Raw genomic sequence first — 13,778 nt, forward strand, 5'->3', positions numbered from 1 at the left:
CATGACCGGCAAACTCTATTTGGTCTCCGTCGGCCCAGGCACACGCGAGTTGATTCCGCCGATGGTGGAAGCTGCCCTGCAGGCCAGCGATGTGATCGTCGCCTACGAGCTGTATCTCACCTGGATTCAACCCTGGATTGCGGGCAAGACCATCCACACGCTGCCGCTGACCCAGGAGCGCGATCGCGCCCAACTGGCCATCGCACAAGCACGTGCGGGCAAGACCGTGGCGCTGATCTCCAGCGGCGACATCGGCATCTACGCCATGGCGGCGCTGGCCTTCGAGGACATGGCCGAGGACGACCGCTACGACGTGCAATTGATCCCCGGCATCACCTCGGCCAACGCGTGTGCATCGCTGCTTGGCTCGCCGCTGTCGCATGACTTCGCCACACTGAGCCTGTCTGACCTGCTCTGCCCGTGGGCGTGGATCGAAACACGCGCACGCCATATCGCCCAGGCTGATCTCGCCGCCGTGTTCTACAACGTGCAGAGCAAGCAGCGTCAGGAGGGCGTCTACCGCATCCTCGACATCATGCTCGAGCACAAGCGCGCCGAGACGCTCTGCGGCATCGTGCGCAATGCATATCGAGAAGACCAGACCGTGGAGATTGTCACGCTGGCCGAGCTGCGCACGCGGCGCTTCGACATGCTGACCACGCTGGTGATCGGCAACCGCTTCACCAAGCGCAAACGCGGCTGGATCTACACGCCACGCGGTTATGGCAACTGGGACGACGCACCAGACACCATCACCGCCGACAACCTGCCTGCAGGCGCGACCTGGGTGTTTTCCGGCACTAGCGATGGCAATGCCCTGGCGCGGGAGATCGTGGCGGCGGGCCATCAAGCTGTTGTGTCCACCGTCAGCGAATACGGCGCCGAACTCGCGGCACAAACCTGCCCGGGCGCCACGCCCCTCGCCGGCCGCCTCGGCATTGAGCGCCGGCGCGAACTGCTGCGAGATACCCGCGCCCGCGCGATTGTCGATGCAACCCACCCTTACGCCGCCGAGATGTCACGGCAGTTGATTGCACTCTCCCGCGAACTCGATCTGCCCTACCTGCGCTATGAGCGTCCGCGCACCGCCGACATACAAGGCGCGGTTCGCGCGGCGTCGATCGAAGACGCTACGCGGCTGGCCATGCAGCACGGAAAGCGCATCTTCCTGGCTACGGGCTCCAAAGACCTTACGCACTTCGTGCAGGCGCCTGGCGCGTCGGAACATCAATGGTTCGTACGCGTGGCGCCGGACCCGCAGCACCTGCAGCGCGCCATCGACGCCGGCATCCCGCGTGCCCACATCGTCGCCATGCAGGGCCCCTTCTCCCAGGCTGCCAACGAAACGCTGTGGCGCGACTGGGCGATCGACTGCGTGGTCACCAAGGATTCCGGCGACGCTGGCGGCTATCAAGCCAAAGCAGCGGCGGCCGCAGCGCTCGGCATTCCGCTCATCGTCATCGACCGGCCCAGCCTCGACTATCCAGCCGTGGCCGCAGACTTTGCATCGGTGCTGAACACCCTGCGAGGGCTGCACGCATGAGCCAGCCGCGCATTCCCGTCACCGTCATCACCGGCTTTCTCGGCGCCGGCAAGACGACGCTGCTGTCGAACCTCCTGCACGACTGCAAGCAGCGTCGGCTCGCCATCCTGGTCAATGAATTCGGCGAGGTGTCCATCGACGGCGCGATCCTGCGCAACGAAGGCGGCGAGGTGGAAATCCACGATCTGTCCAACGGACTGGTGGCCTACGACGACGACGCGGATTTCCTGCCCACCATGCAAGCGCTCTGGGAGCGTCGCAGCGTGATCGACCACGTGCTGATCGAAACCTCCGGCCTGGCGTTGCCGACTGCCGTGATGGAGCAACTGCAGGGCGAAGCGCTGGCACCCTACTTTGTGCTCGACGCCACGCTGGCGGTGGTCGACACGCCGTTGCTGTTGGCAGGCGAATTCCATCAGGCCAGTGCTACGAGCCAGCCGGAGCTTGGCCAACCGGTGGCCCATCTGTTCGAACAGCAGTTGGCCAACGCCGACATCGTCGTCTTGAACAAGATCGACGCGCTCGACGAGCCCGCCATGCTCGACGCCGAAGCCCGCGTGCGCGCGCTTGCGCCCTCCATCCGCTTTATTGAGTTGGCGTACAAGGCGAAGCTGGATACGCGTTTGACGCTGGGCTTGCGTCTGCACGAGCCGGCGGATGCTGGTGCGGGGCATCAACACTATGGGCCCGTGGCAACCATGCCCGGCTTGAAAATGCGCCCGCTGGCCAACCAGCGCCTGTTCGACGGCCATAGCCACGGCAGTCTCGGCGCGCACAGCCATGGGTTGAGCACGCACAAGCATTTTCATGAGCAGGACCCGGGCTGGCTGTCTTTCATGCTGCGCAGCACGCAGGCGCAAGACGCCGACACGCTGCGCGAGGCCATCACCACCATCGCGCGCAGCGAACCCCTACTGCGCATCAAAGGCTTCGCACCGCCGGTCAGCGGCGACGGCCGCTTGCTTGTGCAAGGCGTACGCAGCCGGATCGAGTTGCGGCATGAAGCCGATGCTGCACCGGCGCGGCACGCACAACTCGTCTTCATTGGCTATCACCCAAGCCGCACGCGTGTTCTGGAAAAGCTGAACGCGTTGACAAGCACCGCGTGGCGCTAACTGGACAGACAGCAGACAAACACACGGAAGACACACCATGCAGACCGACCCGACCGCGCACCAGCGCATGACCGAGCGCCGCAAAGCCGGCTTCGAAAGGAAGAAGGCCGCGGCCACGCTTGAAAAGGGATTGCTGATCGTCAACACCGGCACCGGCAAGGGCAAGAGCAGCGCCGCCTTCGGCATGGGCCTGCGCGTGGTTGGCCACGGCATGCGCCTTGGCGTGGTGCAGTTCATCAAGGGCGCGCTGCACACCGCCGAGCGCGACCTGCTGGGCAGCTTTCCCAACTGCGACTTCCTGACCACCGGCGATGGTTACACGTGGAACACTCAAGACCGCGATGCCGACGTCGCCACCGCCCGCAAAGGCTGGGACGAGGCGTGCCGCATGATCCAGAGCGGCCGAGGTGACGAAAACGACTACGACATGGTGATCCTCGATGAACTGAACATCGTGCTGAAGTACGACTACCTGCCGCTGGACGAAGTGCTGGCCGTCTTCGCGCAACGCCCGCCTGCCATGCACGTGGTGGTGACCGGCCGGCACGCACCAGAGGCGCTGATCGAGGCCGCCGACCTCGTCACGGAGATGCGCCTCGTCAAACACCCGTACCGCGAACAAGGCGTAAAGGCACAGCAAGGGGTTGAGTACTAAGCCATGTCCACGCAGAACGCCCCGCGCTCCTGCCCCGCGCTGTTCCTGACGGCGCCGGCATCGCATCAGGGCAAGACCACGCTCACCGCCGGCCTTGCGCGCCACCATCGCAATCAAGGGCGCAACGTTTGCGTCTTCAAGGCGGGGCCGGATTTTCTCGACCCCTTCATCCTCGAGCGCGCCTCCGGCAATCCGGTGTACTCGCTCGACCTGTGGATGACTGGCGAGGCTGATTGCCGCCAGCGGCTCTACGATGCCGCCGCCAGCGCAGACCTGATCCTGATCGAAGGCAGCATGGGGCTGTTCGATGGCACACCATCGAGCGCCGACCTCGCCATGACGTTCGGCGTGCCGGTCGTCCCGGTCATCGACGTGAGCGGCATGGCACAGACCTTCGCGGCGGTCGCCCATGGCTTGGCAACGTTCCGGCCCAACTTGCCGTTTTACGGGGTCGTCGCCAATGGCGTCGCCAGCGCCCGCCATGCCGAGATGCTGCTGGAGAGGCTGCCACCATCGCTGCGTTGCGCCGGCGCAGTGATGCGCGACGACGCCATGACGCTGCCCGAGCGGCATCTCGGCCTGGTGCAGGCGCAGGAGATCGATGACCTTGAATCGCGCATTGCAGTCGCTGCTGCGCGCATTGCCGAAACCGAGTTGGTTGAACTGCCGCCCCCGGTGACATTCGCACCCGCACCCGCCGCGCCCGTGCCGCCGCTGTTAGCGAGCGTGCGGATTGCGGTGGCGCGCGACATGGCGTTTTCGTTTCTCTATCCGGCCAATCTGGAGCTGCTCGCGGCGCTCGGCGCAGAAGTCGTGTTCTTCTCGCCACTGGCCGATGAACCGCTGCCCGCCGCCGATGCGGTTTACCTACCGGGCGGCTACCCCGAGCTGCATCTCGAAACGCTCAGCGCCAACGGAGCCACGCGAGCCTCGCTGCACGCGCACGTCGCGGCCGGCAAGCCGCTGTATGCCGAGTGCGGCGGCATGCTTTACCTACTTGATGCATTCACGGATCGCACCGGCACCACGGGCACCATGCTCGGCCTCCTGCCTGGTCACGGAACGCTCCACGGCCGGCTTGCCGCGCTCGGCCTGCAATCCGTCGAGCTGGGCGGCGAAACATTGCGCGGTCATGCCTTCCACTATTCGACCTTAGAGACAACGCTTTCGCCTGCCACTCGCGCGCGCCGCGCCAGTGGAACGGCTGCAGGTGAAGCCGTCTATCGCCACGGCAGCATCGTGGCCAGCTACCTTCACTGCTATTTCCCCTCCAACCCGAAAGCCGCCGCGGCGCTGTTCACGCCATGAGCCGACATCGTTACAGCGAAGGGGAAATCGATGCCGTCTATCGCGTCATCCGTGAGCGGCGCGATGTACGGCACTTCCGGCCCGACCCGATCGCGCCCGACGTGCTGCAACGCTTGCTGCATGCCGCGCATCTCGCACCAAGCGTCGGCTTCATGCAGCCCTGGCGCTTTATCCGCATCACCGACACGTCACTGCGCACGCAGATGCACGCCCAGGTCGACGCCGAGCGCAGGCGCACGGCTAACGCACTCGGTGAGCGCGAAGACGAGTTCATGCGCCTGAAAGTGGAAGGCATTCTGGATTGCGGCGAAGTGCTGGTCGCCGCGCTGATGGACGGGCGCGAGCGCCACATTTTCGGCCGCCGCACCATGCCCGAAATGGACCTCGCCTCGGTCGCCTGCGCGATCCAGAACCTGTGGCTGGCTTCGCGCGCCGAGGGAATCGGCATGGGCTGGGTGTCACTGTTTGATCCGCAGCAGCTTGGGGCATTGCTGCAGTTGCCGACCGGTGCGCGGCCGGTGGCCGTTCTGTGTCTAGGCCATGTTGACAGCTTCTATGACAAGCCGATGCTTGAACAGGAAGGCTGGGCTGCTCGGCAACCACTGACGGACATGGTGTCCGAAAACGCCTGGAAGGCGACGTAGCGGCATCCGGCCCGCTACCCGATACCCAACACGCAAAAACAAGAAAGCCCGCAGTGATGCGGGCTTCCAGGATTGCGGTGCGTTCAGGTGCCAGCAGGTGCCGGACGTGAAATCACTCCCACTCAATCGTCGCAGGCGGCTTGCCCGAGATGTCATACACGACCCGGCTCAAACCACGCACTTCATTGATAACCCGGTTCGATACGCGGCCGAGCAACGCATACGGCAGGTGCGCCCAGTGGGCGGTCATGAAATCGGTGGTCTGCACCGCGCGCATGGCCGTCACATAGTCATACGTGCGGCCATCGCCCATCACGCCAACGGACTTGACCGGTACAAACACCGCAAATGCCTGGCTCGTCAGGTCGTACCAGCTCTTGCCGATATCGGCTTCCGTGCACAGGCCAGCAGCGGCGTCTTGCGCCGTTGCCTTGGTGCCGCGCAGTTCTTCAATGAAGATGGCATCGGCACGACGCAGCAGGTCTGCGTATTCACGCTTGACCTCACCCAGAATCCGCACGCCCAAGCCCGGGCCCGGGAACGGATGGCGATACACCATCTCGTGCGGCAGACCAAGTGCCACACCCAGCTCGCGCACTTCATCCTTGAACAGATCGCGCAGCGGTTCAAGCAGCTTCAGACCCAGCGTTTCCGGCAGCCCACCCACGTTGTGGTGGCTCTTGATGGTCGTGGCCTTCTTGGTCTTGGTGCCGCCCGATTCCACCACGTCCGGGTAGATCGTGCCCTGCGCCAGCCACTTGGCGTTGGAGAGCTTCTTGGCCTCGGCCTGGAACACCTCGACAAATTCGCGGCCGATGATCTTGCGCTTGGCTTCCGGGTCCGTCACGCCAGCCAGGTGGCCGAGGAACTGTTCGGAGGCATCCACGTGCACAACCTTGGCGTGCAGGCGGCCCGCGAACATGTCCATCACCATCTTGCCTTCGTCCAGGCGCAGCAGGCCGTGGTCGACAAACACGCAGGTGAGCTGGTCGCCAATGGCGCGGTGGATCAGCGCAGCCGCCACCGACGAATCGACGCCGCCCGACAGGCCCAGGATCACCTCCTCATCGCCCACCTGTTCGCGGATGCGCTGAACGGCTTCCTCGATGTGGTCGCGCATGACCCAGTCCGGCTTGGCACCGGCGATCTCCAGCACAAAGCGCTCGAGCAGCGCGCGGCCTTGCACGGTATGCGTGACTTCCGGGTGGAACTGCACGGCGTAGTAGCCGCGCGCCTCATCAGCCATGCCGGCGATCGGGCAGCTCGGCGTGGAGGCCAGCAGTTTGAAGCCCGGCGGCAGCTCGGCAACCTTGTCGCCGTGGCTCATCCAGACCTTGAGCATGCCGTGGCCTTCCGGCGTGGCGAAGTCCTGAATGTCCTTCAGCAGGCGGGTGTGGCCATGGGCGCGCACCTCGGCATAACCGAATTCGCGGTGGTCGCTCCACTCCACCTTGCCGCCCAACTGCACGGCCATGGTCTGCATGCCGTAGCAGATGCCGAGCACCGGCACGCCCAGGTCCCACACGGCCTGCGGGGCACGCAGCTGGTGATCTTCGTAGGTGCTGGCGTGGCTGCCGGACAGGATGACGGCCTTGGGCGCGAACTCGCGCACGAAGGCGTCGGACACGTCGTTCGGGTGGATTTCGCAGTAGACGTGGGCTTCGCGCACACGGCGCGCGATCAGCTGCGTAACCTGCGAGCCGAAATCAAGGATGAGGACTTTGTCGTGCATGTTGTGGAGGAATGGAATCGGCAATCGTGTCGACTTCAGTGCCGGGGCCGTAGCCGGGCGGCGGCATGTAACCGGGTTCTTTGCGCTGGGCCTTCTCGGCGCGTTCTCGCTCGCGGGCGGCAACGGCTTCGTCCTTGGCCTTCTGCGCGCGCTCGCGCTCATGGGTGCGCACACGGCGCGAGGCGGGAATCTGCACGGCCGAGAACAGCGCCAGCACCGCGGCAAACGTCGGCAGCCAGATGCGGCCCGCGCCTTCCACCGGCAAGTGGAAAAACAGCAGCCACACAATCACCAGCACCGCCACAGCCAAGTTGACGTGGCCAATGACCTGAGCCACCGCGCTGGTCAGTTGCCCATTGACGGTGGCATACCAGAGCAGCCAGGCCACGCCGATCAGCATGACGCCGAGCAGTTGGCCATACATGGCGGGTTCCGGTTGCGGCAATTGCAGCGCACCGAAAATCGACGTCAACGGCGAAGCCAGCAGGACGAGACCGACGCACAGAGCGACAGCCGCATCCAGAAACAGAACGAGACGCAAAAGCGCTTTCATCAATGTCCCCAGTTGCGGGTGGCCGCCCGTGCGCCGGCCACCGAATTGAATCGGCCGGAGCGCCCGCGCGCCCCGGCGGCTGTACTGCTTGCCTTCTATCTTGTCTGCGCTGATCGAAGCGATCAGTCGCGGTGATAGTTCGGCGCTTCCTTCGTGATCTGCACGTCGTGCACGTGCGATTCGTTCATGCCAGCGGCGGTGATCTCGACAAACTGGCTCTTCTCATGCCATTCGGCAATCGATGCGCAACCGCAGTAGCCCATCGACGAGCGCACACCGCCCGTGAGCTGATGCACGATCGGCAGCGCAGAGCCCTTGTAAGGCACGCGCCCTTCAATGCCTTCCGGCACGAGCTTGTCGACGTTGGCGGTGTTGTCTTCCTGGAAGTAACGGTCGGCAGCGCCATCCTTCATCGCACCCACCGAACCCATGCCACGGTAGCTCTTGTACGAGCGACCCTGGAACAGGAACACCTCACCCGGAGATTCATCCGTGCCGGCGAACATGCCGCCCATCATCACGGTGTGCGCGCCGGCAGCCAGTGCCTTGGCCACGTCGCCCGAGTAACGGATACCGCCGTCGGCGATGAGCGGCACGCCCGTACCCTTGAGCGCTTCGGCCACATTCGACACTGCAAAGATTTGCGGCACGCCCACGCCAGCGACGATTCGCGTCGTGCAGATCGAGCCCGGGCCGATGCCCACCTTGACGCCATCGGCGCCATGGTCAACCAGCGCCTTGGCCGCATCGCCGGTGGCGATATTGCCGCCGATCACCTGCACTTGCGGATAGTTGTCCTTGATCCAGCGCACGCGGCTGAGCACGCCCTGGCTGTGGCCGTGCGCGGTATCCACCACGATCACGTCCACACCGGCCTTGACCAGCAGGTCAATGCGCAGGTCATTGTCAGGGCCAACGCCCACCGCTGCGCCTACGCGCAGCGAGCCGCGTTCGTCCTTCGAGGCCAGCGGGTATTCCGTGGCTTTCTGGATATCCTTCACGGTGATCAGGCCGCGCAGCTCGAAAGCCTCGCCCACCACCAGCACGCGCTCCAGGCGGTGCTTGTTCATCAGGCGCTTGGCCTCTTCCAGCGAGGCGCCTTCCTTGACGGTGACGAGCTTTTCGCTCGGCGTCATCTTGGCGCGCACCGGGGCGTCCAACTCTTCTTCAAAGCGAAGGTCACGGTTGGTGATGATGCCCACCACCTTCGTGCCTTCCAGCACCGGGAAACCCGAGATGCCGTGCTGTGCCGACAGCGCCATCACATCGCGGACCTTCATGTCCGGGCCGATGGTGATCGGGTCGCGCAGCACGCCCGATTCAAACCGTTTGACCTTGGCGACTTCGCGCGCCTGTTCTTCCGGCTTCAGGTTCTTGTGGACGATACCGATGCCACCTTGCTGCGCCATGGCGATGGCGAGCCGCGCTTCCGTAACCGTATCCATGGCGGCGGACACGAGCGGAATGGCAAGTTCGATCGAACGGGTGAGCTTGGTGCGAAGGGACGTATCGCGGGGCAGGACGGCCGAATAGGCCGGGACGAGCAGCACGTCATCGAATGTGAGTGCTTTCTGGACAAGACGCATAGCAATTTCCTCTAGGCGCAAAATCGGATTATACGGGAATTCGCCCCACCGTTCTAGAGACCCGTGCTATGCTCGATAAATTTTTCTTCGCGCACGTAGCAAAAACGCCCTGCGCCGCCAGTGGCCGCGCGGAGCCAGCTTCTTGAGTGCTCGAATGGGAATCGGCGTATTGTGCGCCCTGCTGGCCGGGGCCATGTGGGGCATGGTCTTTATCGCGCCCCGCGCACTGCCGGCGTTCTCGCCATGGGAACTGGCCCTCGGCCGCTATCTTGCGTACGGCGCCATCGCCGCCCTTGCCGCAGCCCCCATCCTCCCCCGCATTGCCCGCAAGCTCACCCGCGCCGACTGTTTTGCGCTGGTCCGCCAATCCTGCGCCGGCAACCTTGTTTACTACGTCCTCCTAGCCTTTGCCGTGCAATTGGCCGGCGTCGCGCCCGCGTCGCTGATCATTGGCATCTTGCCGATTACCGTGACTGTGCTGGGCCGGCGCGACCATGGCGCGGTACCGCTGTCCCGGCTGATCTGGCCGCTACTGGTGGTCGCTGCCGGCATTGTCTGTATCAACGTGGACCTGTTTGGCCACGGGGTCGCCAGCACGGCAGCCAATGCTCGCCCCATCTGGCAGCGCATTGCCGGCATCGCCTGCGCGGCCGGCGCCCTGTGCAGCTGGACGTGGTACGCCGTCGACAACGCGCGCTACCTGCAACGCAATCCGCACTTTTCCGGCAACGAATGGTCCGCGCTGTACGGCATCTCGACGGGCATGTTGTCGACTGCACTGACGGCCATCGGGTTGCTGGCGGCCGGAACCCAATGGGGGCATAGCGGTGGCCGCATATGGACCACCTTCTGGGCCGTGAATGCCGCCTTGGCACTGGGCGCGTCGCTGATCGGCAACAACTTGTGGAACATCGCCTCCCGACGTCTGCCGCTCACGCTGTCGGGCCAGATGATCGTGTTCGAGACGCTGTTCGCGCTGGCATACGGCTTTGTGTACGACGGCCGCTGGCCCCGCACGCTGGAAATCGCGGCAATTGGCTTGTTGATCGGGGGCGTCGGTTGGTCGGTGCGCTTGCACGCCGAAGACAAGTCTGCATAAACTGGGCGCCTTGCCGGGGGGCGAGTCGAGGGCCGAGCCAGGCCATCGTCCAGAACAACGCGTGGCGATCACGTCACCGAGCCTCCGTGCGCGTCGAGGGGCCGTCGTCGGGTCGGCCAGCGCGCCACCGGCAGTCTATCGAACGAGAACTCCATGAAACGACTGCACGTCCTGTTGCCCGCCACCGCTACTCTGATTGCCCTCGCCTGCCCGCCGGCGCTTGCACAGTGGGCCTGGCAGTGGCGCGACGACAAGGGCCACATGGTCTACAGCGACGCCGCTCCGCCGCCGTCGGTGCCTGCCAACCGGATCATCCGCAACCCGAACACCCGCACCGCGACGGCCTATGAAGCGCTGCCCGTGCCGGCCTCGGGGGTCAAGGCTGCAGACCCTGCCGCCAAGCCTGCCCAACCGGCCTCCGGCGTGGCTGCGTCGAACCCCGACGACGAGCTGCGCAAGCGCCTGGCGGATCGCGCCAAGAAGGAGCAGGAAGAGGCCAAACAGGCTGAGCAAGCCCAGCGCAAACAAGCGGAATGCCAGCGCATTCGCAATGAGACCGCTTACCTGCAAAACGGCCGTCGCGTGGGCACCCCACAGCCCGACGGCTCGCTCTCCTACATGGACGACAACCAGCGCGCCGCCGCCGTCCAACGCAACCAAGCCGCCCTCAGCACCAACTGCAGCTAAGCGCGCGTTACTCGAGGACGTCGTCTTTGGGCGGCGCCGCGTTACGCAGCCACCTCTGGCCTTCACGCGTACCGGTTGCCCGCACTTTCTGCACGCGCCGCCGACGCGCCGTTTTCGGGTCGGCAATCAGCGGACCGAGAATCTCCACTCGGTCCCGCGCATGCAGCGGCGCATCCGCTGTCTTGCGCTTGCCATAGACAGCCAGACGGCACGTCTCGATCGTCAGATCGGTTCCTTCCAGCACGCCAGCAGCGCGCACCGCATCTGCCGCCGTGGCATCGGCCGGCAGTTGCACACTCACCAAGCGCGGCGGCGTGACCGTCGCCAGGCACACCATCACGTCAATCCGTTCAGGATTCGCCATAGACAGCCTCGGCGCGTTTGACGAAGGAGTCGACGAAGGTGTTGGCGATCATGCTGAACACCGGGCCAATCAGCTTTTCCAGGATCACGCTGGAAAACTCGTAATGCAGGTGGAAGTTGATCTTGCAGGCGTCCGCGCGCAGCGGCGTGAAGATCCAGAAGCCGGTGAAGCTCTTGAAAGGCCCGTCGGCGAACGTCATATCGATGCGGGTGGGCCGCGTTTGCACGTTGCGCGTGCGGAAGAACTGGTGGATGCCCTTGAACGCGATGTCCACCCGCGCGTCGAGTGACGTTTCCGTCTGCTCGTAGATTTCCACGCCGCCGCACCAGGGCAGGAAGTTCGGATAGTCCTTGACGTTGGTGACCAGGTCGAACATCTGTTCGGCCGAATGCCCAATCAACACGGTTTTTTCAACGTCTGCCATGCGCCATCCGAAAGCTTTGCGCGCCGTTTGCCCGTAAGGCTCGCGGCGGATTTGTTAAACTCGCCATTTTATCGCAGCGCATGCCGGATTCATCACCCCGGGGCGCTCACCGCACATTCCAACGTATGACCATCGCCGATAACAAGAAAGCCTTTTTCGATTACTTCATCGAAGAGCGCTACGAGGCGGGCATGGCTCTCGAGGGCTGGGAGGTGAAGGCCATCCGGGCCAACCGTGCGCAGATCAAGGAAGGCTACGTCGTCATTCGTAACGCCGAGCTGTTCCTGATCGGGGCCCACATCGGCCCGCTGCAATCGGCCTCCACGCACGTCCACCCCGACCCCGTGCGCACCCGCAAACTGCTGCTGCATGCTGAAGAGATCAAGAAGCTGATCGGCAAGGTCGAGCAGCGCGGCTACACGCTCGTCCCGCTCAACCTGCACTACACGCGCGGCCGCGTGAAATGCGAAATCGGCCTCGCCAAGGGCAAGAAGCAATTCGACAAGCGCGAGACTGAAAAGAACCGCGACTGGCAACGCGAAAAAGCGCGCCTGATGCGCGAGAAGGCGTAAGCCCTCTCGCTCGGTACCGTTACGCGTTCGGCCGCTGCTGCTTCACGATCGTCAACGCTGACGCAATCATCGTGCTCAGGTCACCCATGTTGCCCGGCACGATGAGCGTGTTGCCCTGCTTGGCCAGGTTGCCGAACGCGCTCACATACTCTTCCGCCACTTTCAGGTTGACCGCATCGACGCCGCCTTCGGTGCGAATGGCCTGACCGATCTTCTGGATGGCCTGCGCGTTGGCGTCGGCCACCGCAAGAATGGCTGCCGCCTCGCCCTGGGCCTTGTTGATGGCGGCTTGCCTTTCACCTTCCGACTTCTGGATGGCCGCTTCACGCGCGCCGGATGCCAGGTTGATCTGTTCCTGACGCTTACCTTCCGATGCAGCAATCAGCGCACGCTTTTCGCGTTCGGCCGTGATCTGCGCCTGCATGGCGTGCAGGATTTCCTTCGGCGGCGTCAGATCCTTGATCTCATAGCGCAGCACCTTCACGCCCCAGTTCGATGCCGCCTCATCCAGCGCATTGACCACGCTGTGGTTGATGAAGTCGCGCTCCTCAAACGTTTTGTCCAGCTCCAGCTTGCCGACCACCGAGCGCAGCGTCGTCTGTGCCAGTTGTGTGATGGCAATCACGAAATTGCTGGAGCCATACGACGCCCGCATCGGGTCGGTCACCTGGAAGTACAGGATGCCGTCCACCTGCAGCTGCGTGTTGTCCTTGGTGATACAGATCTGGCTCGGCACGTCGAGCGGGATTTCCTTGAGCACGTGCTTGTAGGCCACACGATCGACAAAGGGCAGCACGATATTGAGCCCCGGCGAGAGCGTGGCGTGGTACTTGCCCAGCCGCTCCAGAATCCAGGCGTGCTGTTGCGGCACGATCTTGATGCCTTGCGCGATGAGCACAATGGCGGCAAACAGGACGATGATCGCGAGAGTCCCCAGCTCGAACATAGAACCTCCATGGTTGGGTGTATTGGTTGTTGTTGGTGGTTATTTAGGCGCGACGACAAGCACACTGCCGCGGACTTCAACGATGCGGAATTCTCCGCCGGTAGCGGGCGCATCCGGTGCGAGTTCGACATCCCACGCGGCACCGCGGTATTGCACGCGCGCACGGCGCTCGGGCGACCACGCATCGACGCGCAGCGCTTCACCGATATCCAGATTGACGTTGCGATTGCGTGCCGCGTCTTCGCGCGTGATCCGGCCGTAGCGCGTGCGGCGCAAACCCACGATGCCAAACACCGCAACGATGGCGGCCACAATGGCCTGCGCTGGGAATGCAAGACCGATCAGCGCGGCGATACCTCCCGCCAGCAAACCAATTGCCACCATCAGCAGATAGAACGTCCCCGTCATCAGCTCGCCGATGACGAGCAGCACGGCAAGCACGAACCAGACGGTCTGAGCCGACATACTCTCCCTCTCCCTGAAACCAAGAAAAAACCCCCGCGACGCTGCACGTCTGCGGGGGCATGTCGCTCGGCCCCCGCCAGCGTTG

General features: G+C 64.1%; 15 protein-coding genes. 8 read left to right on the forward strand and 7 right to left on the reverse strand.

Annotated elements, in window-relative coordinates; genetic code table 11:
* The first annotated feature begins 1 nt into the window (after position 1).
* Genes cobJ through bluB form a run of 5 tightly spaced genes read left to right on the forward strand, consistent with a single transcriptional unit; the run spans position 2 to position 5,265 of the window.
* A complete protein-coding gene (gene cobJ / locus ACS7SF_RS01025) occupies positions 2 to 1,543 on the forward strand; it encodes a precorrin-3B C(17)-methyltransferase (RefSeq protein ID WP_439891292.1) in 1,542 nt (513 codons plus the stop codon).
* Positions 1,540 to 2,658, forward strand: a complete 1,119-nt coding sequence (locus tag ACS7SF_RS01030; protein WP_439891293.1) for a CobW family GTP-binding protein — start codon at positions 1,540 to 1,542, stop codon at positions 2,656 to 2,658. Before cobJ ends, ACS7SF_RS01030 begins: the two co-directional genes overlap by 4 nt.
* 37 nt (positions 2,659 to 2,695) lie before the next feature.
* Positions 2,696 to 3,313: a cob(I)yrinic acid a,c-diamide adenosyltransferase gene (gene cobO, locus ACS7SF_RS01035; RefSeq protein ID WP_439891294.1), complete on the forward strand. Its 618-nt coding sequence runs from the start codon at positions 2,696 to 2,698 to the stop codon at positions 3,311 to 3,313.
* A 3-nt stretch (positions 3,314 to 3,316) separates the two neighbouring features.
* Entirely contained in the window at positions 3,317 to 4,621 is a 1,305-nt protein-coding gene (locus tag ACS7SF_RS01040) for a cobyrinate a,c-diamide synthase (protein ID WP_439891295.1), read from the forward strand.
* Positions 4,618 to 5,265 (forward strand): 5,6-dimethylbenzimidazole synthase, encoded by a 648-nt coding sequence (gene bluB, locus ACS7SF_RS01045; RefSeq protein WP_439891296.1) that lies wholly within the window; start codon positions 4,618 to 4,620, stop codon positions 5,263 to 5,265. Before ACS7SF_RS01040 ends, bluB begins: the two co-directional genes overlap by 4 nt.
* Before the next feature lie 112 nt (positions 5,266 to 5,377).
* Here bluB and guaA read toward each other — a convergent pair whose 3' ends face one another.
* The 3 genes from guaA to guaB form a co-directional block, all read right to left on the reverse strand.
* Entirely contained in the window at positions 5,378 to 6,997 is a 1,620-nt protein-coding gene (gene guaA / locus ACS7SF_RS01050) for a glutamine-hydrolyzing GMP synthase (protein ID WP_439891297.1), read from the reverse strand.
* Positions 6,972 to 7,550: a hypothetical protein gene (locus tag ACS7SF_RS01055; RefSeq protein WP_439891298.1), complete on the reverse strand. Its 579-nt coding sequence runs from the start codon at positions 7,548 to 7,550 to the stop codon at positions 6,972 to 6,974. Before ACS7SF_RS01055 ends, guaA begins: the two co-directional genes overlap by 26 nt.
* A 122-nt stretch (positions 7,551 to 7,672) precedes the next feature.
* On the reverse strand, positions 7,673 to 9,136 hold the full coding sequence (gene guaB, locus ACS7SF_RS01060) for an IMP dehydrogenase (RefSeq protein WP_439891299.1): 1,464 nt from the start codon (positions 9,134 to 9,136) through the stop codon (positions 7,673 to 7,675).
* Positions 9,137 to 9,290: 154 nt separating this feature from the next.
* On the opposite strand from guaB, the gene ACS7SF_RS01065 reads away from it, so the two are divergent.
* On the forward strand, positions 9,291 to 10,235 hold the full coding sequence (locus tag ACS7SF_RS01065; RefSeq protein WP_439891300.1) for a DMT family transporter: 945 nt from the start codon (positions 9,291 to 9,293) through the stop codon (positions 10,233 to 10,235).
* A 153-nt stretch (positions 10,236 to 10,388) separates the two neighbouring features.
* Entirely contained in the window at positions 10,389 to 10,922 is a 534-nt protein-coding gene (locus ACS7SF_RS01070) for a DUF4124 domain-containing protein (protein WP_439891301.1), read from the forward strand.
* Between the two features lie 7 nt (positions 10,923 to 10,929).
* On the opposite strand, the gene ACS7SF_RS01075 is transcribed toward ACS7SF_RS01070, so the two are convergent.
* On the reverse strand, positions 10,930 to 11,286 hold the full coding sequence (locus ACS7SF_RS01075; RefSeq protein ID WP_439891302.1) for an RnfH family protein: 357 nt from the start codon (positions 11,284 to 11,286) through the stop codon (positions 10,930 to 10,932).
* On the reverse strand, positions 11,273 to 11,710 hold the full coding sequence (locus tag ACS7SF_RS01080) for a type II toxin-antitoxin system RatA family toxin (RefSeq protein WP_439891303.1): 438 nt from the start codon (positions 11,708 to 11,710) through the stop codon (positions 11,273 to 11,275). Before ACS7SF_RS01080 ends, ACS7SF_RS01075 begins: the two co-directional genes overlap by 14 nt.
* Before the next feature lie 125 nt (positions 11,711 to 11,835).
* Here ACS7SF_RS01080 and smpB point away from each other — a divergent pair, with 125 nt between their 5' ends.
* The gene (gene smpB, locus ACS7SF_RS01085; RefSeq protein ID WP_439891304.1) at positions 11,836 to 12,282 is read left to right on the forward strand and encodes an SsrA-binding protein SmpB; all 447 of its coding nucleotides are present in this window, start codon (positions 11,836 to 11,838) and stop codon (positions 12,280 to 12,282) included.
* Between the two features lie 19 nt (positions 12,283 to 12,301).
* Here smpB and ACS7SF_RS01090 read toward each other — a convergent pair whose 3' ends face one another.
* Together ACS7SF_RS01090 and ACS7SF_RS01095 are read right to left on the reverse strand one after the other, a co-directional pair.
* On the reverse strand, positions 12,302 to 13,228 hold the full coding sequence (locus tag ACS7SF_RS01090) for an SPFH domain-containing protein (RefSeq protein WP_439891305.1): 927 nt from the start codon (positions 13,226 to 13,228) through the stop codon (positions 12,302 to 12,304).
* Positions 13,229 to 13,267: 39 nt separating this feature from the next.
* Positions 13,268 to 13,693 carry an NfeD family protein gene (locus tag ACS7SF_RS01095; protein ID WP_439891306.1) on the reverse strand — a complete coding sequence of 142 codons (426 nt, stop codon included), beginning with the start codon at positions 13,691 to 13,693 and terminating at the stop codon, positions 13,268 to 13,270.
* Positions 13,694 to 13,778: the final 85 nt, after the last annotated feature.

It is taken from the genome of Ralstonia sp. 25C (assembly GCF_051904805.1).
Classification (GTDB): Bacteria; Pseudomonadota; Gammaproteobacteria; order Burkholderiales; family Burkholderiaceae; genus Ralstonia.

Bases quoted from the DNA above. Each gene is read 5' to 3' on its own strand.
- ACS7SF_RS01095 (WP_439891306.1), bottom strand. From the start codon at position 13,693: ATGTCGGCTCAGACCGTCTGGTTCGTGCTTGCCGTGCTGCTCGTCATC.
- cobO (WP_439891294.1), top strand. From the start codon at position 2,696: ATGCAGACCGACCCGACCGCGCACCAGCGCATGACCGAGCGCCGCAAA.
- cobJ (WP_439891292.1), top strand. From the start codon at position 2: ATGACCGGCAAACTCTATTTGGTCTCCGTCGGCCCAGGCACACGCGAG.
- ACS7SF_RS01055 (WP_439891298.1), bottom strand. From the start codon at position 7,550: ATGAAAGCGCTTTTGCGTCTCGTTCTGTTTCTGGATGCGGCTGTCGCT.
- ACS7SF_RS01080 (WP_439891303.1), bottom strand. From the start codon at position 11,710: ATGGCAGACGTTGAAAAAACCGTGTTGATTGGGCATTCGGCCGAACAG.
- smpB (WP_439891304.1), top strand. From the start codon at position 11,836: ATGACCATCGCCGATAACAAGAAAGCCTTTTTCGATTACTTCATCGAA.
- ACS7SF_RS01040 (WP_439891295.1), top strand. From the start codon at position 3,317: ATGTCCACGCAGAACGCCCCGCGCTCCTGCCCCGCGCTGTTCCTGACG.
- ACS7SF_RS01030 (WP_439891293.1), top strand. From the start codon at position 1,540: ATGAGCCAGCCGCGCATTCCCGTCACCGTCATCACCGGCTTTCTCGGC.
- ACS7SF_RS01065 (WP_439891300.1), top strand. From the start codon at position 9,291: ATGGGAATCGGCGTATTGTGCGCCCTGCTGGCCGGGGCCATGTGGGGC.
- ACS7SF_RS01090 (WP_439891305.1), bottom strand. From the start codon at position 13,228: ATGTTCGAGCTGGGGACTCTCGCGATCATCGTCCTGTTTGCCGCCATT.
- guaA (WP_439891297.1), bottom strand. From the start codon at position 6,997: ATGCACGACAAAGTCCTCATCCTTGATTTCGGCTCGCAGGTTACGCAG.
- bluB (WP_439891296.1), top strand. From the start codon at position 4,618: ATGAGCCGACATCGTTACAGCGAAGGGGAAATCGATGCCGTCTATCGC.
- ACS7SF_RS01070 (WP_439891301.1), top strand. From the start codon at position 10,389: ATGAAACGACTGCACGTCCTGTTGCCCGCCACCGCTACTCTGATTGCC.
- ACS7SF_RS01075 (WP_439891302.1), bottom strand. From the start codon at position 11,286: ATGGCGAATCCTGAACGGATTGACGTGATGGTGTGCCTGGCGACGGTC.
- guaB (WP_439891299.1), bottom strand. From the start codon at position 9,136: ATGCGTCTTGTCCAGAAAGCACTCACATTCGATGACGTGCTGCTCGTC.